The 25891-nt window shown below is 70.8% G+C and carries 21 protein-coding genes; 16 read left to right on the forward strand and 5 right to left on the reverse strand.

Annotated elements, in window-relative coordinates; genetic code table 11:
* The first annotated feature begins 1106 nt into the window (after positions 1-1106).
* From ACSHV8_RS03310 to ACSHV8_RS03340, 7 genes are all read left to right on the forward strand, one after another.
* On the forward strand, positions 1107-1661 hold the full coding sequence (locus ACSHV8_RS03310) for a hypothetical protein (protein ID WP_436529217.1): 555 nt from the start codon (positions 1107-1109) through the stop codon (positions 1659-1661).
* Between the two features lie 142 nt (positions 1662-1803).
* On the forward strand, positions 1804-4062 hold the full coding sequence (locus ACSHV8_RS03315; RefSeq protein WP_436529219.1) for a family 43 glycosylhydrolase: 2259 nt from the start codon (positions 1804-1806) through the stop codon (positions 4060-4062).
* Between the two features lie 113 nt (positions 4063-4175).
* Positions 4176-5870 carry an ABC transporter substrate-binding protein gene (locus tag ACSHV8_RS03320; RefSeq protein WP_436529221.1) on the forward strand — a complete coding sequence of 565 codons (1695 nt, stop codon included), beginning with the start codon at positions 4176-4178 and terminating at the stop codon, positions 5868-5870.
* The gene (locus tag ACSHV8_RS03325; RefSeq protein WP_436529223.1) at positions 5867-6751 is read left to right on the forward strand and encodes an ABC transporter permease; all 885 of its coding nucleotides are present in this window, start codon (positions 5867-5869) and stop codon (positions 6749-6751) included. The genes ACSHV8_RS03320 and ACSHV8_RS03325 overlap by 4 nt, the downstream gene beginning before the upstream one ends.
* Positions 6748-7737, forward strand: coding sequence for an ABC transporter permease (locus tag ACSHV8_RS03330; RefSeq protein ID WP_436529225.1), 990 nt, complete (start codon positions 6748-6750; stop codon positions 7735-7737). Before ACSHV8_RS03325 ends, ACSHV8_RS03330 begins: the two co-directional genes overlap by 4 nt.
* On the forward strand, positions 7734-9329 hold the full coding sequence (locus ACSHV8_RS03335) for a dipeptide ABC transporter ATP-binding protein (RefSeq protein WP_436529226.1): 1596 nt from the start codon (positions 7734-7736) through the stop codon (positions 9327-9329). Before ACSHV8_RS03330 ends, ACSHV8_RS03335 begins: the two co-directional genes overlap by 4 nt.
* Complete coding sequence (locus ACSHV8_RS03340; protein ID WP_436529228.1) at positions 9326-9877, forward strand: mycothiol transferase; 552 nt, start codon at positions 9326-9328, stop codon at positions 9875-9877. Before ACSHV8_RS03335 ends, ACSHV8_RS03340 begins: the two co-directional genes overlap by 4 nt.
* Here ACSHV8_RS03340 and ACSHV8_RS03345 read toward each other — a convergent pair.
* Complete coding sequence (locus ACSHV8_RS03345; RefSeq protein ID WP_436529230.1) at positions 9874-10830, reverse strand: DUF1152 domain-containing protein; 957 nt, start codon at positions 10828-10830, stop codon at positions 9874-9876. The genes ACSHV8_RS03340 and ACSHV8_RS03345 overlap by 4 nt on opposite strands.
* 19 nt (positions 10831-10849) lie before the next feature.
* Positions 10850-11446, reverse strand: coding sequence for a 3'-5' exonuclease (locus ACSHV8_RS03350; protein WP_436529232.1), 597 nt, complete (start codon positions 11444-11446; stop codon positions 10850-10852).
* Between the two features lie 93 nt (positions 11447-11539).
* On the opposite strand from ACSHV8_RS03350, the gene ACSHV8_RS03355 reads away from it, so the two are divergent.
* Together ACSHV8_RS03355 and tuf are read left to right on the forward strand one after the other, a co-directional pair.
* Positions 11540-12322, forward strand: a complete 783-nt coding sequence (locus ACSHV8_RS03355) for a hypothetical protein (RefSeq protein ID WP_436529234.1) — start codon at positions 11540-11542, stop codon at positions 12320-12322.
* Between the two features lie 298 nt (positions 12323-12620).
* Positions 12621-13811, forward strand: a complete 1191-nt coding sequence (gene tuf, locus ACSHV8_RS03360; RefSeq protein WP_436529236.1) for an elongation factor Tu — start codon at positions 12621-12623, stop codon at positions 13809-13811.
* 644 nt (positions 13812-14455) lie between these two features.
* On the opposite strand, the gene ACSHV8_RS03365 is transcribed toward tuf, so the two are convergent.
* The 3 genes from ACSHV8_RS03365 to ACSHV8_RS03375 all read right to left on the reverse strand — a co-directional run bounded on the left by ACSHV8_RS03365 (position 14456) and on the right by ACSHV8_RS03375 (position 18744).
* The gene (locus ACSHV8_RS03365; RefSeq protein ID WP_436529238.1) at positions 14456-16687 is read right to left on the reverse strand and encodes a heavy metal translocating P-type ATPase; all 2232 of its coding nucleotides are present in this window, start codon (positions 16685-16687) and stop codon (positions 14456-14458) included.
* 10 nt (positions 16688-16697) lie between these two features.
* A complete protein-coding gene (locus ACSHV8_RS03370) occupies positions 16698-17576 on the reverse strand; it encodes a hypothetical protein (RefSeq protein WP_436529240.1) in 879 nt (292 codons plus the stop codon).
* Positions 17577-17676: 100 nt separating this feature from the next.
* Positions 17677-18744, reverse strand: coding sequence for an XdhC family protein (locus ACSHV8_RS03375; protein ID WP_436529242.1), 1068 nt, complete (start codon positions 18742-18744; stop codon positions 17677-17679).
* 118 nt (positions 18745-18862) lie between these two features.
* Here ACSHV8_RS03375 and ACSHV8_RS03380 point away from each other — a divergent pair, with 118 nt between their 5' ends.
* From ACSHV8_RS03380 to ACSHV8_RS03410, 7 genes are read left to right on the forward strand one after another with little or no spacing between them, the layout of a single operon-like run.
* Positions 18863-19744, forward strand: coding sequence for an FAD binding domain-containing protein (locus tag ACSHV8_RS03380; protein ID WP_436529244.1), 882 nt, complete (start codon positions 18863-18865; stop codon positions 19742-19744).
* Positions 19745-19748: 4 nt separating this feature from the next.
* Complete coding sequence (locus ACSHV8_RS03385) at positions 19749-20225, forward strand: (2Fe-2S)-binding protein (protein ID WP_436529246.1); 477 nt, start codon at positions 19749-19751, stop codon at positions 20223-20225.
* Entirely contained in the window at positions 20222-22585 is a 2364-nt protein-coding gene (locus ACSHV8_RS03390) for an aerobic carbon-monoxide dehydrogenase large subunit (RefSeq protein ID WP_436529248.1), read from the forward strand. Before ACSHV8_RS03385 ends, ACSHV8_RS03390 begins: the two co-directional genes overlap by 4 nt.
* A complete protein-coding gene (locus ACSHV8_RS03395; protein ID WP_436529250.1) occupies positions 22585-23559 on the forward strand; it encodes an XdhC family protein in 975 nt (324 codons plus the stop codon). Before ACSHV8_RS03390 ends, ACSHV8_RS03395 begins: the two co-directional genes overlap by 1 nt.
* Positions 23559-24176, forward strand: coding sequence for a nucleotidyltransferase family protein (locus ACSHV8_RS03400; protein WP_436529252.1), 618 nt, complete (start codon positions 23559-23561; stop codon positions 24174-24176). Before ACSHV8_RS03395 ends, ACSHV8_RS03400 begins: the two co-directional genes overlap by 1 nt.
* Complete coding sequence (locus ACSHV8_RS03405) at positions 24173-25039, forward strand: AAA family ATPase (RefSeq protein ID WP_436529254.1); 867 nt, start codon at positions 24173-24175, stop codon at positions 25037-25039. The genes ACSHV8_RS03400 and ACSHV8_RS03405 overlap by 4 nt, the downstream gene beginning before the upstream one ends.
* Positions 25036-25890, forward strand: coding sequence for an SRPBCC domain-containing protein (locus ACSHV8_RS03410; RefSeq protein ID WP_436529256.1), 855 nt, complete (start codon positions 25036-25038; stop codon positions 25888-25890). Before ACSHV8_RS03405 ends, ACSHV8_RS03410 begins: the two co-directional genes overlap by 4 nt.
* Position 25891: the final 1 nt, after the last annotated feature.

Consider the following 25891-nt stretch of genomic DNA (forward strand, 5'->3'; position numbering starts at 1 on the left):
GTCCTGACCTGCTCGTCCTCACCAACCAGCAAGCCCGGCGGGCGACATGCTCGCCCGCGCCGGCCCGCCCGCGAACCCGTCGAGCTGTGCTTACCCGGCCAGCCCGGTTCTCGCGGTCTCAGCTCGAAGCAGAGGGGGCCGGAGTTGCCGCGCTCGGCGCGGTCCCGGGCTGGTTCCCGTTGTTGCCCCGGTTACCAGGGTTGCCCCGGTTACCGTTGAACCCGCCGTCGTCGCGCCGGCCCGGAGCGAAACCGCCCCGCCCGTTGCCACCCGGCCCGAACTCGTCATGCCCGAACCGACCACCACCCGGCCCGGACTGCCGGTGATCACCACGGTGGTGACCGAAAACCGCCCCACCGACCGCGGTGATCCCCGCCCCGAGCACACACCCGATCAGCAGAGCGGCAATCGTCGCCAGAATCGGAACCCGGCGCCCACCCCACCGGCCACGCCCACCCCGCGGACCCCGAGGCCCACGCGGCGGCCCAGCCGGAACATAGGCAAGCCCCGGCGGCGGAGGCGGAAGCTCACTACCGGCATCCCCGGCCGCAACATAAGCCCACCCGGGCGGAGGCGGCGGCACCGCCGGCCCGGCCGCAGCCGGCCCGGACACAGGCTGCCCGACCGGAACTGCAGTCGGTTGCCCAGCGGGAACCGCGGCCGGCTGGCCAGCGGCGTGCATGGTCGGCTGTTCAGCGGTCGCAGCGACCGGCTGCCCGGCCACGGTCGACGCGTGGGCGGGCTCAGCCGACGCGCCAACCGGAGCCGGGTCCGCCGCCACGGGAGCAGGCGCCGGAGCTGCGGCAGCCGGCGCCGACGGGGTCACCGGAATCGGCGCGGTAGGTGGTTCGGTGGACTCGGAGGAAGGAACAGAACGCTGCGAGGGATTCTCGTCGGTCATCGGGGGACTCCGTGTTCGGCTTCGAGGCATGAGCGCCCGATACGAGAATCGCTCGACTTCCTGTGACCAGCCGCATCGATCCCGTAAGAAACGCCTAAGAGACAAGACGCCGCGGGCCACGCTTGATTGCGGGGCAGGTCTAGCCTCGCGTCGTTGGTCGGCGATACCGAAGATCCGACAGGCGCGGAAGAGCGGTGCGGGAGACATGTCCAAGACGCGCGTCCTCACGATGGTGGCCCTGGCCGTCGCCGTGGCGATCTTTCTGCTCCCGACGCTGGGGCATGCGGTCAGCGTCCGAGCCCTGGCCGGCCTGACGCTGCGGGACGGCCGGCCGGTGGTTCTGCTCTACGACTGCCCGCACTATCAGATCGTCGAGGTCACCGTCGTCCCGGCCACGAAGGATGGTCCTCCGGAAACGGCCCGGGGCTGGACCCTCCGGAGGTCTCTTTCGGTGCCCCTGCCGACTTCTGTCCCGCTGCTGGGGCCGACGCCGCCGGGCTGGTCGGTCGCGGAGGCCAGCGCGCTGACCACGGGCACCACGGGGACGGACCTGACCGATCTCGTGCCCGGCCAGGAGTATCACCTCGGCACGTACGACCGCCATGACGTCGACGCCCTCGGAACGGCCGTCACCGATTTCGAGTTCACTGCCGCCGATGTCCGCGGGCTGGCTCCGGGCCAGGTCATCGTCGGGTACATGAAGAACTTCGAGAAGACCGGGGAGAAGAAGTTCTGGTCCGACGCCAAGGACGGCTGCTGAGACGGCCGCCGGCTCTTCACCCACGCACGCTGACGGAGCCGCAACAGTTGTGACGGGTGTGAATATGCCGGTCTGTTGCCGGAAAAATTGGGGCGCGAATACGGTCGGCCGGACAAATCGGACCCGCTAGGAGTCGTCCCACATGAACATTCGCCATGTGATGGCACTCGTCATGGTCACCGCCACCCTCATGACACCCGGCGCCGCGCAAGCAGAGCCGCCGCTGGTAGCCGGCCCCGCAAAAGAACCGGCCACTTACACGAACCCGGTCAGCACCGGAACCGTCGACACCTTCCCGGATCCCACCGTGATCCGGGGCAAGGACGGTTCCTGGTACGCCTACGGAACCACCAACCCGATCTTCAACAGCCGAGGCGAGACCGGCGAGCACATTCTTCCGATCCTCTCCTCGCCGGACCTGGTGCACTGGACCTACCGTGCTGACGGCATCACCACCAAGCCGTCCTACTGGGCGGCGAGCACCCGAGCGTGGGCCCCCGACATCAGATACCTCAACGGCCGCTACTACCTGACCTACGCGCTCTCCAACGGCGGCGTCGCGCTGCTCACCGGAACCACTCCGCTCGGGCCCTGGACCGACCACGGCCTGCTGATCAAGCCGTCCGACAGCGGTTGCCCGACCGGCACCATCGACCAGGCGCTGTTCACCGACACCGACGGCACGAACTACCTCTACTGGGGCAGCTACGACACGCTCTGCGTGCAGCAGTTGTCAGCCGACGCGACGGCCCGGGTCGGCGTGGTCACCCAGGTCGGCCGGGGGCGCCGGGCCGAGGGCTCGTTCGTCGTGCACCGCGGCGGGTTCTACTACCTGTTCTTCTCGGATGCCGGGTGTTGTGACGGCGCGTTCAGCGGCTACACGGTCAAGGTGGGCCGGTCGACCAGCCCGCGTGGCCCGTTCGTGACGCCCAGCGGTCTCGACCTGATGGCGCTGACCAGCAAGGACGGAATCGTCCTGACGTCGAACGGGAACCGCTGGGTCGGGCCCGGCCACAACGCGATCGCCACCGACCTGGCCGGGCAGGACTGGCTGGTCTACCACGCGATCCCGTCCGGCGACCCGGATTTCGGGCCGATCACCGGCGCTAACGGGGCCACGCTCAATCTCACCAAGCGTCCGCTGCTGATCGACCGTCTCGACTGGATCGACGGCTGGCCGGTGGTCCGGGCCGGGGCCGGGCCGTCCGAGTCCGCGCAGGCCGCACCGGTGACGTCGTGGGCGGTGGACGGGACCACCGGGTGGGACACGACCTGGCCCACGGTCGAGGAGGAGGACGCGGGCGCGTTCCTGTCCGCGGCCGGGGCGTCGTTCTCGCTCAGCGCCAAAGCCATATCCGGGGACGTACGGGTTGAAGGTGACGTCCGCACCGGGGCCGGCCTGGTGATCAGTTACGCCGACCGGCGCAACCACGTCGTCGCGTGGCTGGACCGGGCGACGAACCAGCTGGATGTCGCCACGACCGTACGCGGAAAGCGGAGTGACCGGACAGCGGCCCTGCCCGCCGGGTTCTCGTTCGGCGCGTGGCACAACGTCGCCGCCGAGCGGCGTGGGCGGAACCTGACCGTGGAGGTCTCCGCCGACCGGTTGCGCGACGCCGTCGCCACCGTCTCGCTGACGCTGCCGAGCGCGTTGCCGTCGACCGGCCGGATCGGCGCGGCGGCGACCGCGGCCGGTGCCGCCGCTGACAACATCGGTGCGGCGCCCCTGTACACGCCGGCCACCCGGCGGATCGCCGACCCTGCGCCGGGCGCGCAACTGCCGGCGTACTCGGACGAGTTCGACGGCTCGGATCCGGCCTGGACCTGGATCCGCGGCAAGGGCGACACCACGCTGACCGCCGGCGCGCTGGTCTGGCCGACCCAGAATGCGGAGCTCTACACCGGCACGAACACCGCGTCGGTGCTGACCCGTACGGCCCCGCCGGGCGACTTCACGGTCGAGACGAAGCTGACCTTCGACGGGACGCGCGGGAACCAGCAGGCCGGGCTGCTGCTCTACCAGAACGACGACCGATGGTTCAAGCTCGCGCATTCGGTGCTGCCGCTGAGCGGGACGAGCGAGGTGACCCATCAGGTCGAGTTCGGCAAGGAAGGGGAGCGCGGGGTCGTGGTGGCGAACGCGCCGATGTTCGGCGGGCCGGCGGCCGGGACGACGTGGCTGCGGCTGCGGTACCACTTCGACGCGGTGAACAACGAGGACGAGGTCCGCGAGGCGTCGAGTGTCGACGGTACGACCTGGACCTGGGGCGGCGTGTGGACGCAGCCGCATACCGGCACGTACAAAATCGGTCTGGTCTCGATGAACGCGACGGGCGCCACCCCGTCGTTCGACTACGTCCGGACCTACCTTACCGCGGCCGACGCCGTCGCCTGCGGCTGAGCGCGGACGATCCGGCCGGGTGACAAGCCCGGCCGGATCCCAAATTTAAACGATTTGCATCGATTGTTGCGGGGATAGTGCACATTGCCTATCGATCCGCTAGGTTTCGGCGCATGCGCAAACTGGTACCCGTTCTCCTTTCCGCAACCGTGCTACTCGCCGGCTGCCAAGGTGGAGGCGGTGGTGACACCACCACCTCGAACGCGGCCTTCGACCCGGCGACCTGCCAGGGTGGCACGCTGACCGTCCTCAACCAGGGCGGCATCAACCACCTCGACCCGGCCCGGCTCTACACCTCGGGCGGCGGCAACCTGCCCTCCCTGCTGTTCCGCACGCTGACCACGCGTAACCGGCAGCCCGGCGAGGCCGGCACCAAGCCCGCGCCGGACCTGGCGACCGACCTGGGCACGCCGTCCGACGGCGCCAAGACGTGGACCTACCACCTGCGCGACGGCATCCAGTTCGAGGACGGCACGCCGATCACGGCGGCCGACGTGAAGTACGGCATCGAGCGCTCGTTCGCCCCCGAGCTCCCCGGCGGCGCGCCCTACCTGCGCGACTGGCTGCAGGGCGCGGCCGACTACCAGGGCCCGTACAAGCAGCCCGACGGCATCACGTCGATCGAGACGCCGGACGACAAGACGATCGTCTTCAAGCTGAGCAAGCCCGAGGGTGACTTCCCGTTCCTGGCCACCGCGACCCAGTTCGCCCCGGTGCCCAAGGCCAAGGACACCGGCGTCGACTACGAGAAGCACCCGATCTCCTCCGGGCCGTACCAGGTGGAGTCCTACGAGCCGAAGAAGTCCCTGGTCCTGGTGCGGAACACGCACTGGTCGACCAAGATCGACGAGTTGCGCTACGCCTGCCCGGACCGGATCGAGGTCACCTCCGGCCTGGACTCCGCGGTGATCAACCAGCGCCTGGTGACCGGTGCCGGCCCGGATGCGAGCGCGGTCACCACCGACGCGGTCGTCGGCCCGGAACAGCTGGCTCAGCTGGGCACCGGCTCCGAGCTGGACAAACGGGTCACCCGCGGGGAGTTCCCGTCGACGACCTACCTGGCCTTCAACACCAAGAAGGCGCCGTTCGACAACCCCAAGGTCCGAGAGGCTCTCTCGTACGCGATCAATCGCACCTCGGTCGTCAACGCGCTCGGCGGTTCCGCGGTCGTCGGCCCGTCCACCACGTTCCTGCCCCCGCAGAAGGCGCTCGGCTACCAGCAGTACGACTGGTTCCCGGCCGGCGACACCGGTAACGCCGACAAGGCCAAGCAGGTCCTGGCCGAGGCCGGCCTCAGCAACCTGAGCATCGACCTGGCCTACGAGAACGACGACAGCGAGGGCATCGGCCCGAAGGTCGCGTCGGCCATCCAGGAGGCGTTCAAGCAGGCCGGCGTCACGGTCAAGCTGAACGCGATCGACACCGCCACCTACCGGGACGTCACCGGCAAGCCGGCCACCCAGCCCGGCCTGTCCCTGGCCACGTGGGGTGCCGACTGGCCGTCCGGCGGCCCGTTCCTGATCCCGATCTTCGACGGTCGCCAGATCATCACCGCCGGCGGCAACTTCAACCTGGCCCAGTACAACGACCCGGAGACGAACAGCGAGATCGACGCGATCAACGCGCTGACCGACCCGGCCGCCGCGGCCGCCCGCTGGGGCGCGCTCGACGCCAAGATCGGCAAGCTGGCGCTGGTCATCCCGCTGACCCACGAGAAGGACGTCTACCTGGTCGGCAAGAACGTCAAGAACGCGTACGCCGACGGGTGGCGCGGCCAGCTCGACATCGCCCGGATCTCGGTCAAGTGATCCGTGCGCTCCTGAAAGAGCGCGGCTTCATGGCCGGGGCGGTGATCGCGACCATCATGCTGCTGGTCGCAATCACCGCCCCGCTGCTGGCCGCGCTCGCCGGGCAGGACTACACCACGTACCACGACACGCTGCTCGACTCGGCCCGCGGCGGCGTGCCGATCGGCGCGTTCGGCGGGATCAGCGGCGAGCACTGGCTCGGCGTCGAGCCCGGCACCGGCCGTGACCTGTTCGCCCGCCTGGTCTACGGCGCCCAGGTGTCGGTCGGGGTCGCCGTGGCCGCCACGTTCCTGGAGGTCCTGTTCGGCGTGACCGTCGGGGTCGCGGCCGGGCTCGGCGGACGCTGGGCGGACGCCGGGCTGAGCCGGGTCATCGACCTCGTGTTGTCCGTCCCGGCGCTGGTCATGGCCATCTCGCTGCTGGCCATCGTGCCGCCGGACTGGCCCCGGCCGCTGATCCTGGCCACCGTGATCGCGGTGCTCGGCTGGGGCGGCACGGCCCGGATCAGCCGCGGCGAGACCCTCACCCTGCGCACCCGCGACTACGTGGCCGCGGCCCAGGTGGCCGGTGCGCCCTGGTGGCGGGTGGCCCGGCGGGAGATCCTGCCCGGCCTGACCGCGCCCATCCTCACCTACGCCGCTCTGCTGCTGCCGACCAACATGGTGGCCGAGGCCGGGCTGTCGTTCCTGGGCGTCGGCGTGCGCCCGCCCACCCCGTCCTGGGGCCAGATGCTGTCCAGCGCGACGACCTGGTTCCGGGCCGACCCGACGTACGTCTTCCTCCCGGGGTTGCTCTTGTTCTTGACCTTGCTGTCGTTCGTGCTGGTCGCGAACGGACTGCGCCGCGTGCTGGACCCGCGTCAGCGGGAGGTCCTGCGATGATCGGTCACCTGCTGCGGCGGATCATCGGCGGCCTGGTCGTGCTGCTGGCGCTCTCCGCCCTGATCTACGCCCTGTTCTACCTGGCGCCGTCCGATCCGGCGATCCTGGCCTGCGGCAAGGGCTGCACCCCGGAACGGCTGGCCGACGTGCGCGCCGCGATGGGCCTGGCCGACCCGATCCTCACCCAGTACTGGCACTTCCTGCAGGGCATCGTCGCCGGGCGCGACTACTCGCTGGGCCCGAGCGTGCGGCACTGCCCGGCGCCCTGCCTGGGCTACTCGTTCGAGACGTCGCAGCCGGTGTTCACCCTGCTGATGGACCGGATCCCGGTCTCGTTCTCCCTCGCGATCGGCGCCGAGATCCTGTCGCTGATCCTCGGCATCGGGGCCGGGCTGCTCTCCGGCCTGCGCCGCTACCGCTGGATCGACCGCCTGGTCAACGGCCTGGTCCTGGCCGGCTATGCGACCCCGGTCTTCCTGGTCGGCCTGCTGCTGCTTCTGCTCTTCTGCGTGCGCCTGCAGTGGCTGCCGTTCCCGCAGTACGTGCCGTTCACCAACGATCCGCTGCTCTGGGCGCAGAACCTGTTGCTGCCCTGGATCGCGCTCGCGGTGATCCAGACCGCCGCCTACGCCCGGCTGACCTGGGCCGGACTGCAGGAGAGCCTGGCCGAGGACCACATCCGCACCGCCCGGGCGTACGGAATCCCGGAGAGGCGCATCCTCTGGCGCAAGGCCCTGCGCGGGGCGCTGCTGCCGCTGGTCACGCTGACCGCGGTCGACGTCGCCTCGATCATGACCAGCGCGGTGCTGACCGAGACCATGTTCGGGCTGCCCGGCGTCGGCCAGCTGCTGGTCGGCGCGGTCAACCAGATCGATCTGCCCGTGGTCGTCGGGGTCACCCTGCTCACCGGCCTGATCATCGTGATCGCCAACGCCGCCGCCGACCTGCTCTACGCCGCCGTCGATCCCCGGGTGCAACTGCGATGACTCTCGTGAACGTGGAAGACCTCAGGATCTCGTTCGGCGATCGCAAGGCCGTCGACGGACTGTCCTTCGACCTGGAGGCCGGCGGCTCGCTCGGCATCGTCGGCGAGTCCGGTTCGGGCAAGAGCACGGTCGCGCTGTCCCTGCTGGGTCTCAGCGGTGGTTCTCTTTCCGGAAAAATCCGATTCGACGGTACGGATTTAGCAGGCGACCCTCCGTGGAACGAGATCCGCGGCGCGCGGATCGCCATGGTCTTCCAGGAACCGCTCACGGCGCTGAACCCGTTCCAGACCGTCGGCGACCAGATCGCCGAGGTGTACCGACTGCACACCGGCTCGACCCGGCGGGCCGCGCGGGACCGGGCCGTCGAGGTGCTCGGCCAGGTGCACATCCCCGACCCGGCACGGCGGGCCGCGTCGTACCCGCACCAGTTCTCCGGCGGCATGCGGCAGCGCGCCCTGATCGCCATGGCGATCGCCTGCCGACCGGAACTGATCGTCGCCGACGAGCCCACCACGGCGCTCGACGTCACCGTCCAGGCCCAGATCCTCGACCTGCTCGACGAGGTCCGGGCCACCACCGGGGCGGCCCTGCTGCTGATCAGCCACGACCTGGGCGTGGTGGCCGGGTCGACCGACTCGGTCATCGTGATGCGCTCGGGGCGGGCCGTGGAGTCCGGCCGCACCGAGTCCGTCCTGCTCACGCCCCGGAACGAGTACACCCGGGCGCTGCTCGACGCGGTGCCCAAGCCGGTCGACCGCGATTTCGAGCCGGGCGCACCGCTGCTGCGCGTTCAGGACGTCCGCAAGCACTTCCCGCAGCCGCGCCGCGGATCGTTCCGCAAACCGCCGCCGGTCCGGGCCGTCGACGGCGTCAGCCTGGACGTGCACGCGGGCGAGACGCTCGGCATCGTCGGCGAGTCCGGCACCGGCAAGACCACCCTGGCCCGGATGATGGTCGGCCTGATCCCGGCCACCTCCGGATCGATAACATTCGACGGGGTGGACATCGGCCGGCGGCGCGGCCGGTCGGTGCAGATGGTCTTCCAGGACCCGCTGTCGTCGCTCAACCCGCGGCGCACGATCGGCGAGAGCATCGCCGACCCGCTGCGCCTGCAGGGTGTCCGCGACCCCCGGGCCCGCGTCGAAGGCCTGCTGGAACGGGTCGGCCTGTCCGCGTCCGAATACGATCGCTACCCGCACCAGCTGTCGGGCGGCATGCGCCAGCGCGTCGGCATCGCCCGGGCCGTCGCCCCGTCCCCGCGCCTGATCGTCTGCGACGAGCCGGTCTCCTCGCTCGACGTCACCACCCAGGCCCAGGTCCTGGCCCTGCTGGAGGAGTTACGGGAGGAACTCGGCCTGTCCCTGGTGTTCGTCTCGCACGACCTGGCCGTGCTGCGCCGCATCGCCGATCGGGTCGCCGTCCTCAAGGACGGCGTGATCGTCGAGATCGGCCGCACCGCTGAGGTGTACGACCAGCCCCAGCACCCGTACACGAAGGAACTCCTGGCCGCCGTCCCGGTCACCGACCCGGCCGAGGCCCGCCGCCTGCGGGGACTGCGCACGGCCGGGTCGCGCCCTACGGTGGCTGAATGACCGATAACTGGTGGGAACCGCCGTTCGCCGGGACCGAGATCGAACACCTGCTCGGCGCCGTCGACCGGCAGCGGGCGACATTCCGGTGGAAGGCCGATGGCCTCGACGCCGCCGGCCTGGCGACGACGATCGGCGCCTCCACGCTGACACTGGGCGGGCTGCTCAAACACCTCGCCCTGGTCGAGGACTTCCAGTCGACGTGGAAGCTCGACGGTGGGTCACCCGGTGAACGCTGGCGGCCGGCCCTCGGCGAAGAGGGCTGGGACTTCCGCTCGGCCGCGGACGACTCGCCGCACGAGCTCTACGCCCTGTGGGACTCGGCGGTCGCCGCGGCTCGCGAGCGCTACACGAAAGCCCTGGCCGAAGGCGGCCTCGACCGTCCGGTTCAGCTCACCGGCCCGGACGGGCAGCCGATCAGTCTCCGGCGCCTGCTCTTCGACCTGCTGGAGGAGTACGGCCGGCACACCGGCCACGCCGACCTGCTGCGCGAGGCGGTCGACGGCCGCGTCGGCGAGGACCCGCCGGCCGGCTGGCACCCCCAGACCTAGTGGGGGTACACGCGGGGCGTCCGGACGGTGACCTCGTTGCGGAACGCCTCGATCCGGGTGATCACCTGGCGGCGGCCGACGGTGTTCTCGATCCGGTCCAGGTAGAGGCAGCGCGCCGCCAGCTTGTCCAGGTCGACCGTGAAGTACATGGCCATCAGCGGGTTGACGAACAGGGCGCTGCCGCTGGTCCGGCGGGTGAACTGGACGTCGCCGAACTCGCCGGCCAGCGCCGCCGCGATCTGGCCGTTCACGATGCTCGGCCGGTCCGGCGTGTTCTTCGCGGCGTGCGCGACCGCGTCCCGGTACCGGATCGCCTCCGGGCTGGACCCGGGAATCGACAGGGCGCCCAGATAGCCGCCCTCCCGGTCCAGCGCGGCCAGGTTCTCCAGCACCTGCACGTGGTTGACCCCGTGGTACGCGTCGATCCCGAAACCCAGGCAGGTCACCAGCTTCACCGGCACGTCCAGGGCGGTCACCGCGCCGAGGCTGGTGATGTCCTCCACCGGGGTGCCGACCCCGTTCTCGTCGCCCCGGCACAGGATGTCGGTGCCGCCGTCGACCAGCACGATCGCGTCCAGCTCCAGCCGGTCGATCAGGAACCGGTACGCCTCGCGCAGCGTCTGCACACCCAGCGGCGGGAACGCGTAGACCGTCGACGGCAGATCGTTCGCGGCCAGCCAGCGGGCCAGGGTGCCCTCGGGGAAGTACCAGTCCGGGCTCGTCGTCTCCGGCGTCACCTCGACCACGTGTTCGTGGATCCACGACTCGCGGCCGACCAGCTCCAGCTCGGAGAAGGACAGACTGGCCAGGTGCACCTCGGTCCCGGCGGCGTGCAGGGCGAAGGCCAGGGGAAGACCGGCGTAGACGTCGAAGCCACCGCCGGCACCGGCGATCAGCACCCGGCGAGCGGTGGACAGGGCAGCGAACAGGGGCGGGACGGCCAGATTCGTCACCGGTCAATGATCAACCGGGCTACGGCCGTACGTCGAAATCGTCCTGAGGTTTTTTTGATCTCTTCCGATTCTCGGCGAGCATCGCGCAGAACAGGGCGCCCTGCTCGATCGCGTCGTCCAGGGCGACGTGGCTGTGCGGGAAATCGCCGAACCAGCGCCGGGGCATGGACCTCTTCACGGTCGCCCGGAAGTCGGTGCCGAGCACGGCCATCGCGTAGGACTTGATGTCGAGCGCGGAATGCGAGAACGGGCTGACGCCGGTGAAACGGATCAGGTACCAGTACACGAACGTGAAATCGAAACCTGCCGGATATCCGACAAAAACCGGCCTTCCGGGCAGCCGTTCGAGCCATCCGCGGTACCGCTCCAGCGCCGAGGCCGGGTGCTCCGGGTCCTTCCGGCAGGCCTCCCAGGCGGCCGGCTGGGTTGCCCACCACTTCATCGTGGCCGGGTGCCCGGACGCCCCGGGAAGCGTGTCGAGGTTGGCGCTGAACGTGTCGATCAGTGTGCCGTCCTCGATGTATGCCGCCGACCCGAAGCTCAGCATCGAGTGCGGCCCGGGGATCGGCCCGTCCGTCTCGACATCCGTGCTGACGTAGACCTCCGCGCGTGCCATCCCGGCACCCTACGGTCCGGTCCGCCCGTGAGCGACCGAATTGATGGCACGGTCTATGGTGAGCGGCCGATGCCTAGGACGGGAGCCGCAACAATGAAGATGGGACGTCTGGCCGTCACGGGTGTGGCCCTGGTGGCGCTCGCCGGCCTCAGCGGCTGCTCCGGAGACAAGACGACACCGCCCGCCACCGGCGCCGGAGCCTCGTCGGCGGCGGCCGAGTCGACCGGCGCGGCCTCCTCCAGCGCCGCGTCGAAAGAACTGGCCGCGGCCGCCCTCAAGGTCACCGGCTCGACCGGCAAGATCCGCATGACGATGGTCGGCGGGATGACCGCGTCCGGCGCGTTCGACACCCCGAACAAGGCCCTCGACGTGACCATGGACATGGCCGGCCTCGGCAACGTCGGGATCCGCCAGGTCGGCACCGACCTGTACATGAAGTTCGGCGGCGCCGCCGCGAAGAGCTTCGGCACCAAGTGGATGCACGTCGACGCCAGCAAGATGCCGGAGAGCAGCGCGCTCAGCCTGGAGAAGAACGACCCCCGCAACACGGCGAAACTGCTGGAGCAGACCGCCGACGTGACCAAGAGCGGCGACGGCACGTACACCGGCACGCTCGACATCTCCAAGTCGCCCAGCCTGACCGCCGAGATGGTGCAGTCGCTGCAGGGCAAGAGCACCCAGGTCCCGTTCACCGCCCAGGTCAACGCCGACGGCTACCTGACCAAGATGACCCTGGACATGGACAAGGTCGCCCAGGGCGCCGGCACGATGGAGGCGACGTACTCCAACATCGGCTCCAAGGTCGACATCGCGCGTCCGGCCAAGAGCCAGACCGTCGAGATGCCCGAATCGGTGCTCAAGACCGTCGGCGCCTGACCCGCCGGGGGTTCCGCCTCGGCGGGACCCCCACGGAATTCGATCGCGCTCGCACGGGTTACCGACTACCGTGCTCCCCATGTTCGCGCCCGGTCTGCAGCTGCCCACCACGGTGGCTCCCGCGCGCGTTCTTCCCGGCGCTGATACGCGACTCTGACCCTTCCCCACCAACTGGGAGAGCCCGGGGAAGGGTCGGCTTTGTCGTGCGCGGTTCTCGCGTGCGCCGGTTGGCAGTGGCGCGCGCACCACCCGTTGCCTCGCTTCGCAGTCTCGCATCCAGTGAGGATTGAGAAACATCATGGCCAAGAGCCAGTTCATCCGTACGAAGCCGCACCTCAACATCGGCACGATGGGTCACGTCGACCACGGCAAGACGACCCTCACCGCCGCGATCACCAAGGTCCTCGCCGACCGCGACCCGGCCGCCAACCGGTACGTCGCGTTCGAGGGGATCGACCGTGCTCCGGAAGAAGCCGCCCGCGGCATCACCATCACCATCGCCCACGTCGAGTACGAGACCCCGTCCCGGCACTACGCCCACGTCGACATGCCCGGCCACGCCGACTACGTCAAGAACATGATCACCGGCGCGGCGCAGGTGGACGGCGCGATCCTGGTCGTCTCCGCCCAGGACGGGTCGATGCCCCAGACCCGCGAGCACGTGCTGCTCGCCCAGCGGGTCGGGGTGCCGTACCTGGTGGTCGCGCTCAACAAGAGCGACATGGTCGACGACCCGGAACTGCTCGACCTGGTCGAACTGGAGGTCCGCGAGCTGCTCAGCTCGTACGGCTTCCCCGGCGCCGACGTGCCGGTGGTCCGCGTCTCGGCGCTGCGCGCGCTGGAAGGCGACCCGCGGTGGGTCGGCTCGATCGTCGAACTGCTCGACGCGGTCGACACCTACGTGCCGATCCCCGACCGGTCGCTGGTGTCGCCGTTCCTCATGCCGATCGAGAACGTCCTGTCGATCAGCGGCCGGGGCACGGTCGTCACCGGCAAGGTCGAGCGGGGCGAACTCCGCGCCGGCGAGGCCGTCGAGATCGTCGGGCTCGGCCCCACGCTGGCCAGCGTGGCGACCGGGCTGGAGACCTTCGGCAAAGTCCTCGAGTCGGCCCAGGCCGGCGACAACGCCGCCGTGCTCCTGCGCGGCGTCAAGCGCGACCAGGTCGAACGCGGCCAGGTCCTCGCCGCGCCCGGATCGGTCCGGCCGCACCAGGTCTTCAAGGCGCGGATGTACGCGCTGACGGCGGCCGAAGGTGGCCGGCACACCCCGTTCGAAGCCAACTATCGTCCGCAGTTCTACTTCCACACGACGGACGTGTCCGGTGGCCTCGACCTGGGTGGCCTCGACCTGGTCATGCCCGGCGACACCCTCGACCCGGTGACGGTGACGCTGGGCAAGCCGGTCGCGCTGGAGGTGGGCCTCGGCTTCGCCGTCCGCGAGGGCAACCGCACGGTCGCCGCCGGCACGGTCACCGAGATCCTGGACTGACCCGGCGCCTGGATCTCCCCACACGGGGAGCTCCAGGCGCTGTCGCCCTCTCGGCCGCTGCCCGGACCACGCCGGCCTGCCGCTGTCGCTGCACCACGCCGGCCTGCGCCGCAGCAAGCCCTCCGGCCTGCGCCGCAGCAAGCCCTCCGGCCTGCGCCGCAGCAAGCCCTCCGGCCTGCGTCGCGGCAAGCCCCTCCGGCCGGCACTCACGGCTGCCATCCGGCCCGACCATCAGCCCTGACCGCCGGCCGAGCCTCTCCAGCTGGCGCTCACGGTCGTTCCCGGGCCGACAACCAGCCGTAACCGCCAGCCGAGTGGTTCCAGCTGGCGCTCACGGTCGGTTTTCCGCCGAATAACAGCCATGAGCGCCAGCTGGACACTTTCAGCTGGTGCTGGCGGCTGGTTTAGGGCTGGGTGGCGACCGTCAGTGCCAGCTGGGCGTTGTTGGCTGGTGCTGGCGGCTGATTCGGGGCTCGATCAGGACCGTCAGTGCCAGCTGGGCGTCTTCGGCTGGTGCTGGCGGCTGGGTTCGGGGGTCGAACCCAGGCCCTGAGCGTCAGCTGGGCTGTCCGGGCTGGTTGTCAGGGTTGCTTCGGCGTGCGTGAAGGGCCGCTGTGGGGTGGCTGGTCTGCGGGGGCCGGGGATCAGGGGTGGGTCGGGGGTGTGGTGATGGCGCGCAGGGCCAGGCGGTCGGTGGTGGAGGTGAAACCGCGCAGCCGCAGGCTGTTGGCGACGACGAAGACCGACGAGAAAGCCATCGCCGCGCCGGCGATCATGGGGTTGAGCAGGCCGGCCGCGGCCAGTGGGAGAGCCGCCACGTTGTAGGCGAACGCCCAGAACAGGTTGCCCCGGATGATCCGCAGGGTGCGCCGGGCGAGCCGGATGGCGTCGACCGCCACGATCAGGTCGCCGCGGACCAGGGTCAGGTCGGAGGCCTCGATGGCCACGTCGGTGCCGGTGCCCATGGCCAGGCCCAGGTCGGCCTGGGCCAGGGCGGCCGCGTCGTTCACGCCGTCGCCGGCCATGGCGACGACCCGGCCGGATTTCTGCAGGCGTTCGATCACCGCGACCTTGTCGGCCGGCAGCACCTCGGCGATCACCTCGTCGATGCCGACCTCGGCGGCCACGGCCCGGGCGGCGCGTTCGTTGTCGCCGGTCAGCAGGATCGGGTGCAGGCCGAGGTGGCGCAGGCCGGCGACCGCGTCACGGCTGGTGGGCTTGAGGGTGTCGGCCACCGCGAGGACGCCTCGGGCGGTCCCGTCCCAGCCGGCCACGACGGCTGTCCGCCCGGCGGCCTCTTCGGCGGCGACGGCGGCGACGAGGTCGGCCGGGATCGTCCAGCCTTCGCGTTCCGCCAGGGCGGCCCGGCCGACCACGACGTCCTTTCCGGCCACCACCCCCCGTACGCCAAATCCTGCGAAGCTGGTGAAATCGCCCACCGCGAGCGAAACAGTGGCCGATGATGCGATCGCCTTGGCGATCGGGTGTTCCGAAGCGGACTCGACCGCGCCTGCGAGCTGCAGCAATTCGGCCGGATCCTGGCCGGGGGCGGGATGCACGGCGGCCAGCGACATGCGGCCGGTCGTCACCGTGCCGGTCTTGTCGAGGACGATCGTGTCGACGCGGCGGGTCTGTTCCAGAGCTTCCGGGCCCTTGATCAGGATGCCCAGCTGGGCGCCGCGACCGGTGCCGACCAGCAGTGCTGTCGGGGTGGCCAGGCCCAGCGCGCACGGGCAGGCGATGATCAGCACGGCGACGGCGGCGGTGAAGGCCGATGTCCAGCCCGCGCCGGTGCCGAACCACCAGCCGAGTGTGGCCACGGCCAGGGCGATCACGACGGGGACGAAGACGCCGGAGATGCGGTCGGCCAGGCGCTGCACGTTCGCCTTGCCGGTCTGGGCCTGTTCGACCAGGCGGGCCATCTGGGCGAGCTGTGTGTCCGAGCCGACGCGGGTGGCGCGGACGATCAGGCGACCGCCGGCGTTGACCGTGCCGCCGACGACGGTGGCGCCGGGGGAGACCTCGACCGGGACGCTCTCGCCGGTGAGCATCGACTCGTCGACCGCGGACGAACCGTCCTCGACGACGCCGTCGGTGGCGATCTTCTCGCCCGGGCGGACGACGAACCGGTCGCCGGGGGCGAGCTGGGCGATCGGGAGGCGGACCTCATGGCCCTCGCGCAGCACGGCGACGTCCTTGGCGCCCATCTCCAGCAGCGCGCGCAGGGCGGAACCGGCGCGTTTCTTGGCCCGGGCCTCGAAGTAGCGCCCGGCCAGCAGGAACGTGGTGACCCCGGCGGCCGCCTCCAGGTAGATGTTGCCGCTGCCGTCGGTGCGGGCGATGTCCAGCCGGAACGGGTGGGTCATGCCGGGCTCACCGGCCGTGCCCAGGAACAGCGCCCACAACGACCAGCCGAACGCGGCCAGCGTGCCCAGCGAGATCAGGGTGTCCATGGTGGCCGCGCCGTGGCGCAGGTTGGTCCAGGTCGCGCGGTGGAACGGCCAGCCGCCGTAGACGACGACCGGCGCCGCGAGGGTCAGCGACAGCCACTGCCAGTAGTCGAACTGCCAGGCCGGGACCATGGCCAGCACGATCACCGGGACGCTGAGCAGCGCGGAGATCAGGAGCCGATCGCGCAGCGGATCCGAATTGTCGGGCTTGTCGGGTAGATCCGCCGGAACCGCCGCCGTATACCCCGTCTTCTCCACCGTGGCGATCAGGTCGGCCACGGTCACGCCCTCGGGGGCGGTCACCGAGGCCTTCTCGGTGGCGTAGTTGACCGAGGCGCTGACCCCGTCCATCCGGTTCAGCTTCTTCTCGATCCGCGCGGCGCAGGACGCGCAGGTCATGCCCCCGATCTCGAGCTCGACAATCATCGCGGATCCCTCAGTTGTGGGTGTGGCCGGCGCCGGTGGTGGCGGTGAACTCGGCAAGATGCACCTTGCCGTCGTGCCGGAACTCGAAGAAGAGCCGGTAGGCCCCGGCGGACGGGACGGCCGCGTCGACCGTCACGTCCGGCCCGGCGGTGGTGCCGTCCTGCGGGTGCAGGTGCAGATAGGCCAGGTCGCCCTGGCGCAGCGCGACGAGATGACCGAACGAACCGAGATAGGGCTCCAGGGTGACCGGCTGCCCGCCGCGGCTGACCGAGACGGTCATCCACGCGTCGGCGCCGGCCTGCGGCTCGCCGCCGCGGGTCACCGTGTAACCGTCGGCCGTCGTCTCCCAGCTCGGTTTCGGCAGGAGGTGGGGCTGATAGTCACCGGGCGCGGTCAGGTCGACGCCGAGCACCAGATTCTCCGCGCGGGCGCGGGGCGTGAAGTCGGCGAAAGCACGATAGGCCCCCGGCTCGCGCACGGTCAGCGGGGCCGACCAGGTGCCGTCGGCGGCCCGGACCGGGTGCAGATGCTGATAGCCACTCATGTCCTGCCGGACGACGACGAGGTGCAGCTCGGTTCCGTGAACGTCGGTGAACTGCGTCACGGATTTCCCGTCCGGCCCGAGAATCCGGAACGCGAACGCCTGCGTCTTTCCTGGCATGAGCAATGTCGTGAGCGGACTCAACGTATATCCGGCCTCGGTGACCTGCAGCCCCGCGGGCAGCACGGTCGCCTCGTGCCCGGCGTGCTCGCCGGCCCCGGCATGCGCCTCGGTGTGCGCCGGTGCCGGTTTCCCCTGCGGCCCGAGGGCGCGCCCGGCTCCCGCGGCACCCGCGAAAACCACGATCAGGCCCATCGCGTACGCGGTGAGCCGCAACGAAGTCTTCATGCCCCCACCATACACATACCCCTGGGGGGTACCAAGGAGGCGGGCATGGAGGGTCCCGGGATTGCCTCCGGGCAGTGGAGGCAATCCCGGGACCGGTCGGTCACCCGTGGATCGGGGCGTTCAGATCACTCAGCGGCGAGCCCGAGCCGCCCCAGGACAGGGCGATGATCTCCGAGGCGACGGCCACCGCGGTCTCCTCGGGGGTGCGCGCGCCCAGGTCCAGGCCGATCGGGGCGCGCAGACGGGCCAGGGCCGCGTCCGGGACTCCGGCCTCGCGCAGCCGGTCGAGGCGGTCGGCGCAGGTGCGGCGGCTGCCCATCGCGCCGATGTAGGCGGCCGGCGTGCCCAGCGCGACCTCCAGCAGCGGGATGTCGAACTTCGGGTCGTGGGTCAGCACGCAGAGCACGGTCCGGTCGTCGACCGCGGTCGACGCGAGATAGCGGTGCGGCCACTGCACGATCACCTCGTCCGCCTCCGGGAACCGGGACGGCGTGGCGAAGACCGGCCGCGCGTCGCAGACGGTCACGCGGTATCCGAGGAACTTGCCGATCCGGGCCACCGCCGCCGCGAAGTCGATCGCCCCGAAGACGATCATCCGGGGCGGCGCGGCCCAGGTCCGCACGAAGACCTCGCGATCGCAGGCACGCACCAGCCCGGTGCGCCCCTGCGCCAGCAGGCCTGCGGCCTGCAACGATGCGGCCCGGTCCAGGTCCGCTTCCCCCAGGCTCCCGACAATTTCGGGTACGGGGTTGGCCGCCCGGCCCGGCCGGAGGACCATCTGAGCGCCGGGGACGGCGGCGGTCGCGACCGGACGACCGGCGGCGATGTCGGTGAGCAGCGCGTCCAGGCCGGTCAGGGCGGTGCTCGGCTGGACCAGGACCTCGATCGTCCCGCCGCAGGTCAGCCCCACCGCGAACGCGTTACCGTCGCTGACGCCGTACGTCAGCGATTGTGCCTTTCCGGTCTTGATGGTTTCGGAGGCGGCCTCGTGCACCGCCCCCTCGACGCACCCGCCGGAGATGCTGCCGAGCACCTCGCCGAGCGAGTTCACCGCCATCGCCGCGCCCGGCGGTCGCGGTGCCGAACGCCAGGTGTGCACGACGGTCGCCACCGCGAAGTCCAGGCCGGCGGACCGCCAGGCGGTCAGACCGTCCACGATGTCGCGCATGCCGGAACGATCCTTGAGCCGGCAACGATCGTCAACGGCTGATTAAGAGATCGCTTAAGTGACCGTTGACATTGGACCGAGGACGCGAGAGGTTTCTCCGCAATCTGGCGAGGAGGTCATGGTGCAGGTGCCGGCTCCTTTCGAATATGAACGCGCCACCAGCGTCGATCAGGCGATCGACCTGCTGGAACGGCTGGGCGGATCAGCGCGGCTGGTGGCCGGCGGGCACAGCCTGCTGCCGATGATGAAGCTGCGCCTGGCCAACTTCGAGTATCTGATCGACATCAACGACCTGCACGACGAGCTGGGCTACATCCGGTTCGACGGCGAGCGGGTGCGGATCGGCGCGATGACCCGGCACCGTGAGCTGCTGGAGTCGGACGAGCTGGCCGCCGTGTTCCCGATCTTCCGGGACGCCGAGCGGGTGATCGCCGATCCGGTGGTGCGCAACCGCGGCACGCTGGGCGGTTCGCTCTGTCAGGCCGACCCGTCCGAGGATCTCTCCGCGGTCTGCACGACGCTGGACGCGAGCTGCGTGATCCGCGGCCCGGGCGGCGCCGAGCGGGTCGTCTCGATGGAGGAGTTCCACGTCGGGCCGTACGAGACGGCGGTCGCGGAGAACGAGATCCTCACCGAGATCCGCTTCCCGTTCAAGCCGGACCGGTGCGGCAGTGCGTACGCGAAGGTCGAGCGCCGCGCCGGCGACTGGGCGGTCGTCTCGGCCGGCTCGGCGGTGTGGCTGGGTGAGGACGGCACGATCGTCGACGCCCGGGTCGGCCTGGCCGCGGTCGGGCCGAACACCACCGGCATCCCGGAGATCTCGGCCGCGCTGCGCGGTCACGAGCCGGCCGAGGAGCTGTTCGAGACGGCCGGTGCGATCGCCGCGAGCAGCTGCGACCCGGCCACCGACCAGCGCGGCAGCGCCGACTACAAGCGCCACCTGGCCAACGAGCTCACCAAGCGAACCCTGCGCAAGGCCGTCGAACGAGCGAGGGGCTGAGTCCATGCAGGTCACCATGATCGTCAACGACGTCGAGGTCACCCGGGAGATCGAGGGCCGGCTGCTGCTCGTGCACTTCCTGCGCGATGTGCTGGCGCTGACCGGCACGCACTGGGGCTGCGACACGAGCAACTGCGGCACCTGTGTCGTCTGGCTGGACGGCGAGCCGGTCAAGTCGTGCACGGTGCTCGCGGCGATGGCCGGGGGCCACGAGGTCCGTACCGTCGAAGGTCTGGCCAAAGGTGCCGAACTGGACCCGATCCAGGAAGGGTTCCGGCAGTGTCACGGCCTGCAGTGCGGCTTCTGCACCCCGGGCATGCTGATGACCTGCCGCGCACTGCTCGACCGCAATCCGGACCCGAGCGAGGGCGAGATCCGCGAGGCCATCTCCGGCCAGATCTGCCGATGCACGGGATACGCGTCGATCGTCCGTTCCGTGCAGTGGGCGGCGGCCAAGGAAGCCGAGGCGGTGACGTCATGACGACCACCAACGATCAGAAACCCATCGGGTACGGCCGGATGCTGCGCAAGGAGGACCCGAGGTTCCTCCGCGGCCGGGGCCGCTACACCGACGACGTGCAGCTCCCGGGCATGCTGCACATGGCCGTGCTGCGCTCGCCGTTCGCGCACGCCCGGATCGTCAGCGTCGACACCACCGCCGCCGAGGCCTCGCCGGGCGTGCGAGCGGTCATCACCGGCGAGACCCTGGCCGGGCTCGGCCTGGCCTGGATGCCCACGCTGTCGAACGACGTGCAGGCCGTGCTCGCCACCGACAAGGTCCGCTTCCAGGGCCAGGAGGTCGCGGTGGTCGTCGCCGACGACCGCTACCAGGCCCGCGACGCCCTCGAATTGATCGATGTGGAGTACGACGTCCTCGACCCGGTCATCGACGTCCGCAAGGCCCTGGCCCCGGACGCCCCGCTGATCCGCGACGACCTGCAGGGCAAGTCCGACAATCACGTCTTCGACTGGGAGACCGGCGACGCCGACGAGACCGAGCGGGTCTTCGCGAGCGCGGACGTCGTCGTCCAGCAGGACATCGTCTACCCGCGCGTGCACCCGGCCCCGATGGAGACCTGCGGCGCGGTCGCCGACTTCGACCCGGTCGAGGGCAAGCTCAAGCTCTGGTCGACCACGCAGGCCCCGCACGCGCACCGCACGCTCTACGCGATCGTGGCCGGCATCCCCGAGCACAAGATCCAGGTGATCTCCCCGGACATCGGCGGCGGTTTCGGCAACAAGGTGCCGATCTACCCCGGCTACGTCTGCGCGATCGTCGGCTCCATCGTCACCGGCAAGCCGGTGAAGTGGATGGAGGACCGCTCGGAGAACCTGATCAGCACCGGGTTCGCGCGGGACTACATCATGCGCGGCGAGATCGCGGCCACCCGCGACGGCAAGATCCTCGCGATCCGGACGAACGTGCTGGCCGACCACGGCGCGTTCAACGGCACGGCGGCCCCGGTGAAGTATCCGGCCGGCTTCTTCGGCGTGTTCACCGGCAGCTACGACATCGAGGCGGCCTACTGCAAGATGACCGCCGTCTACACCAACAAGGCGCCCGGCGGGGTCGCCTACGCCTGCTCGTTCCGCATCACCGAAGCCGTCTACCTGGTCGAACGCATCGTCGACTGTCTCGCCGACGAGCTCGGCATGGATCCGGCGCAGCTGCGCCTGAAGAACTTCATCCGGCCCGAGCAGTTCCCGTACACGACCAAGACCGGCTGGGTCTACGACTCCGGCGACTACGAGCCGACGATGCGCCTGGCCATGGACATGGCCGGGTACGACGAGCTGCGCCGCGAGCAGGCCGAGAAACGCGCCCGGGGCGAGCTGATGGGCATCGGCATCTCGTTCTTCACCGAGGCGGTCGGCGCCGGCCCGCGCAAGAACATGGACATTCTCGGCCTGGGCATGGCCGACGGCTGTGAACTGCGGGTCCACCCCACCGGCAAGGCCGTCGTGCGGCTGTCCGTGCAGACCCAGGGGCAGGGCCACGAGACGACGTTCGCGCAGATCGTCGCCGAGGAGCTGGGCATCCCGCCGGACGACATCGACGTGGTGCACGGCGACACCGACAACACGCCGTTCGGGCTGGGCACCTACGGGAGCCGTTCGACCCCGGTCTCCGGGGCGGCGGCCGCCCTGGTCGCCCGCAAGGTCCGGGACAAGGCCCAGCTCATCGCGTCGGCAATGCTTGAGGTGACCGTCGCCGACCTGGAGTGGATCAAGGGGAGTTTCCAGGTCAAGGGCGACCCGGGCAAGGCGGTGACGATCCAGGAGATCGCTATGCGCGCGCACGGCGCCGGTGACCTTCCGGAGGGGCTGGAGGGCGCGCTCGAAGCCCAGATCTGCTACAACCCGTCGAACCTCACGTACCCGCACGGGGCGTACATCTGCGTCGTCGACGTCGACCCGGGCACCGCCGAGGTGAAGGTGCGCCGCTTCATCGCGGTCGACGACTGCGGCACCCGGATCAACCCGATGATCATCGAGGGTCAGGTGCACGGCGGGCTCACCGACGGCGTCGGGATGGCCCTGATGGAGATGATCGCGTTCGACGAGGACGGCAACTGCCTCGGCGCGTCGCTGATGGACTACCTCATCCCGACCGCGCTGGAGGTGCCGGACTGGGAGACCGGTTTCACCGTCACGCCGTCGCCGCACCACCCGATCGGCGCCAAGGGGGTGGGGGAGTCGGCCACCGTCGGCTCGCCGCCGGCCATCGTCAACGCGGTGATGGACGCCCTCAAGCCGTACGGCGTCCGCCACGCCGACATGCCACTCACCCCGTCCCGCGTCTGGGAGGCCATGCGGGGCCGCTCGACGCCGCCGATCTGATGCTCGCCGAACGCGCATCCCAGCTGGTCGCGGCCCGGCTCCCGTTCGTGCACGCCACCGTCGTCCGGGCCCAGGAACCCACCTCGGCCCGGCCCGGCGACGACGCGGTGATCCTGGCCGACGGCTCGATCGAGGGCTTCGTCGGCGGGGTCTGCGCCGAGACCTCCGTCCGGGTGGCCGCGCTCGACACCCTCAAGGACGGCCAGAGTCTGCTGCTCAGGGTGCTTCCGGAGGACGGCGACACGTTCCCGGAGACGCCCGGCGCGCGCATCGCGGTCAACCCGTGCCACTCCGGGGGTGCCGTGGAGATCTTCCTGCGGCCGGTGCTGCCCCGGCCGTTGGTCGCGGTCCGGGGAACGACCCCGATCGGTGCGGCCGTGCGCGAGCTCGCCGAGTTCCTGGACTTCGAGGTGGCCCCGGCCGGGCTCGCCGGGGTGGCCCCGACCGGGGTGGGCCCGGCCGGGATGGACCCGAGCGGGGTGGGCGCGGCCGGGTTCGCCGGGGTGACCGCAGTGGTCGTCGCCGGGCTCGGACGCGACGAGGAGGCCGCGCTGCGCGACGCGCTCGACGCCGGGGTGCCGTTCGTCGCGCTGGTCGCCAGCCACAAGCGTGGTGCCGTGGTGCTCGACGCGATGGGGCTCACCGATCCCGAGCGGGCCCGGATCCGTACCCATCCGGGCCTGGACATCGGCGCGCGGACCCCGAAGGAGATCGCGCTGTCCATCCTCGCGGAGATCGTCCGGGAGATGCGGACCGGTGGCCTGACCGCCCCCGCGTCACCGGCGGCCCCGGCCGCGGAGCTTCTCTCCATAGGTCCCCCCGTGCCGCTGGAGATGGAGGCTCCGCGGCGGGCGGTCGACCCGATCTGCGGCATGACGGTCGTCGTCGGCCCCGAAACTCCGCACGCCGTCGTCGGCGGCATCGACTTCTGGTACTGCTGCCCCGGCTGCCTGAAGAAGCACGCGGCGGCCTGATGGATCCGGCCCGGCGCTCCGAACAGACGCGCGGCGGCTCGGCGGATCGGGTTTCCGCGCTGGTCATGGCCGCGGGTGGGTCGCGCCGGCTCGGCGAGGCCAAGCAGCTGCTCCCGTTCCGTGGCCGGACGCTGCTCGACGCGACGCTCGACACCGCACGCGCCTGCGGCTGCGCGGAGCTGCTGGTCACCCTGGGCGGTTCGGCGGCGGCGATCCGGGCCACGGTGGACCTTTCCGGCGTACGGGTGGTGGAGAACCCGGAGTTCGGCACCGGCTGCGGCTCGTCCATCCGCTCGGCCGTCCCGCTCGTGGCCACCGACCGCCTGCTGCTGCTTCTGGGCGACCAGCCTCGCGTCCGCCCCGCCGACGCCCGCCGGGTCGCCGCCGTCGACACCCCGATCGGCGTGTGCCGGTATTCCGACGGCCTCGGGCATCCGTTCCTGTTTCGGCGCCCGATCTTCCCCGAGCTGGCCGAGCTGCACGGCGACAAGGCGGTGTGGAAACTGCTGCACTCGGGACGTTTCGAGGTGACCGAGGTGCCGGTGGACGGTCCGATCCCGATCGACGTCGACACCCGTGAGGACTACGAGCGGCTGCTCGCGGAGGACGCGTCGTGAACTCGTACGAGGAGGTCCGTTCCCGTCTCGACGCGGTCGACTACCTGATCGACGACGGGCTCGCGATGGCCGTCTTCCTGGCCCTGCGCCTGGGCAAACCGCTGCTGCTGGAGGGTGAGCCGGGCGTCGGGAAGACGGCCGCGGCCAAGGCGCTCGCCGCCGCGCTGGACACGCCACTGATCCGCCTGCAGTGCTACGAGGGGCTGACCGCCGCCGAGGCGCTCTACGAGTGGAACTACCAGCGGCAACTCCTGGCGATCCGGCTCGCCGAGGCCCGGGGCACGCGGCTGGCCGACGCCGATCTGTTCACCGCCGAGTTCCTGCAGGAAAGAGCAATTCTCCGAGCCGTACGCCATGCCGGCCCCCGCCCGCCGGTGCTGCTTATCGACGAGATCGACCGGGCCGACGACGAGTTCGAGGCGCTGCTGTTCGAGTTCCTCGGGGAGGCCGCGATCACCGTCCCCGAGCTGGGCACGTTCACGGCCGAGCGCCCACCGGTCGTGGTCCTGACCTCCAACCACAGCCGGGATCTGCACGATGCCCTGCGGCGGCGCTGCCTCTACCACTGGATCGAGTTCCCCGGGCCGGCCCGGGCCGCGGCCATCGTCCGGCGGGCCGTGCCGGGCGCGGCCGAGCCGCTGATCGTGGACACCACCGCGTTCGTCGGCCGGGTCCGCGCGCTCGACCTGGACAAGGCGCCCGGCCTGGCCGAGACGATCGACTGGGTGTCCGCGCTGGCCGCGCTCGGCGTCACCGACCTGGTCGAACCGTTGGTGCCGTCGACCATCGGCACGATCGCCAAGACCCCGGCCGACCGCTGTGCCGTGGTCGCCGCCCTTCCCCTCCCTGGAGAACGACCGTGAAGATCACCAACGAGTTCACCGTCCACACCTCGATCGACCGGGCCTGGGAGGTGCTCACCGATCTCGCCGGCGTCGCCCCCTGCCTGCCCGGCGCCCAGCTCACCGGGGTGGACGGTGACGACTACAAGGGCAAGGTGAAGGTCAAGGTCGGCCCGGTGGTCTCCGAGTTCACCGGGACGGCCCGCTTCACCGAGAAGGACGCCGGCGCCTACCGCGCGGTGATCGACGCCAAGGGCCGCGACCCGCGCTCGTCGGGCAACGCGGCGGCCGTGGTGACCGCGGTCCTGACCCCGGACGGCGAGGCCACGAAGGTGAGCGTCGACACCGACCTGAAGATCACCGGCAAGCTGGCCCAGTTCGGCAGCGGCATGATCAAGGAGATCTCCTCGAAGCTGCTCACCCAGTTCGCCACCAATCTGGAGGCCAAGCTGGCCACCGACCTCCCGGCGCCCACGGCCGTTCCGGAGCCGGCGCCCACTCCGGACACGCCGGCGCCGGCGGCGGTTGCGGATGCTTCGGACGTGCTGGGCGACGAGCCCGGTGCCACCGTTCGCCCGGATCCCTCGGCCGGCGAGGTCGCGTCCTCCGCGGGCCGGACCGAGGTCGCCACCGGAACTCCGGCACCGGTCGCGCCGCTCACCGCGACCCCGGGGCAGACCCCGGCCTCGGCGCAGACCCCGACCTCGGCGCCGGCCGCGACCTCTACGATCCGCGTGACCGTCGAGGACAGTGAACCGGAACCGCTCGACCTGCTCGCGGTCGCGGGCGGCTCGGTCTACAAGCGGCTCGTCCCGGTCGCGGTCGGCGCGGTCGCGGTCGCCGTCGTCATCTGGCTGATCGCTCGCCGCTGAC

It is taken from the genome of Actinoplanes sp. HUAS TT8 (assembly GCF_051380535.1).
Taxonomy (GTDB): Bacteria; Actinomycetota; Actinomycetes; order Mycobacteriales; family Micromonosporaceae; genus Actinoplanes.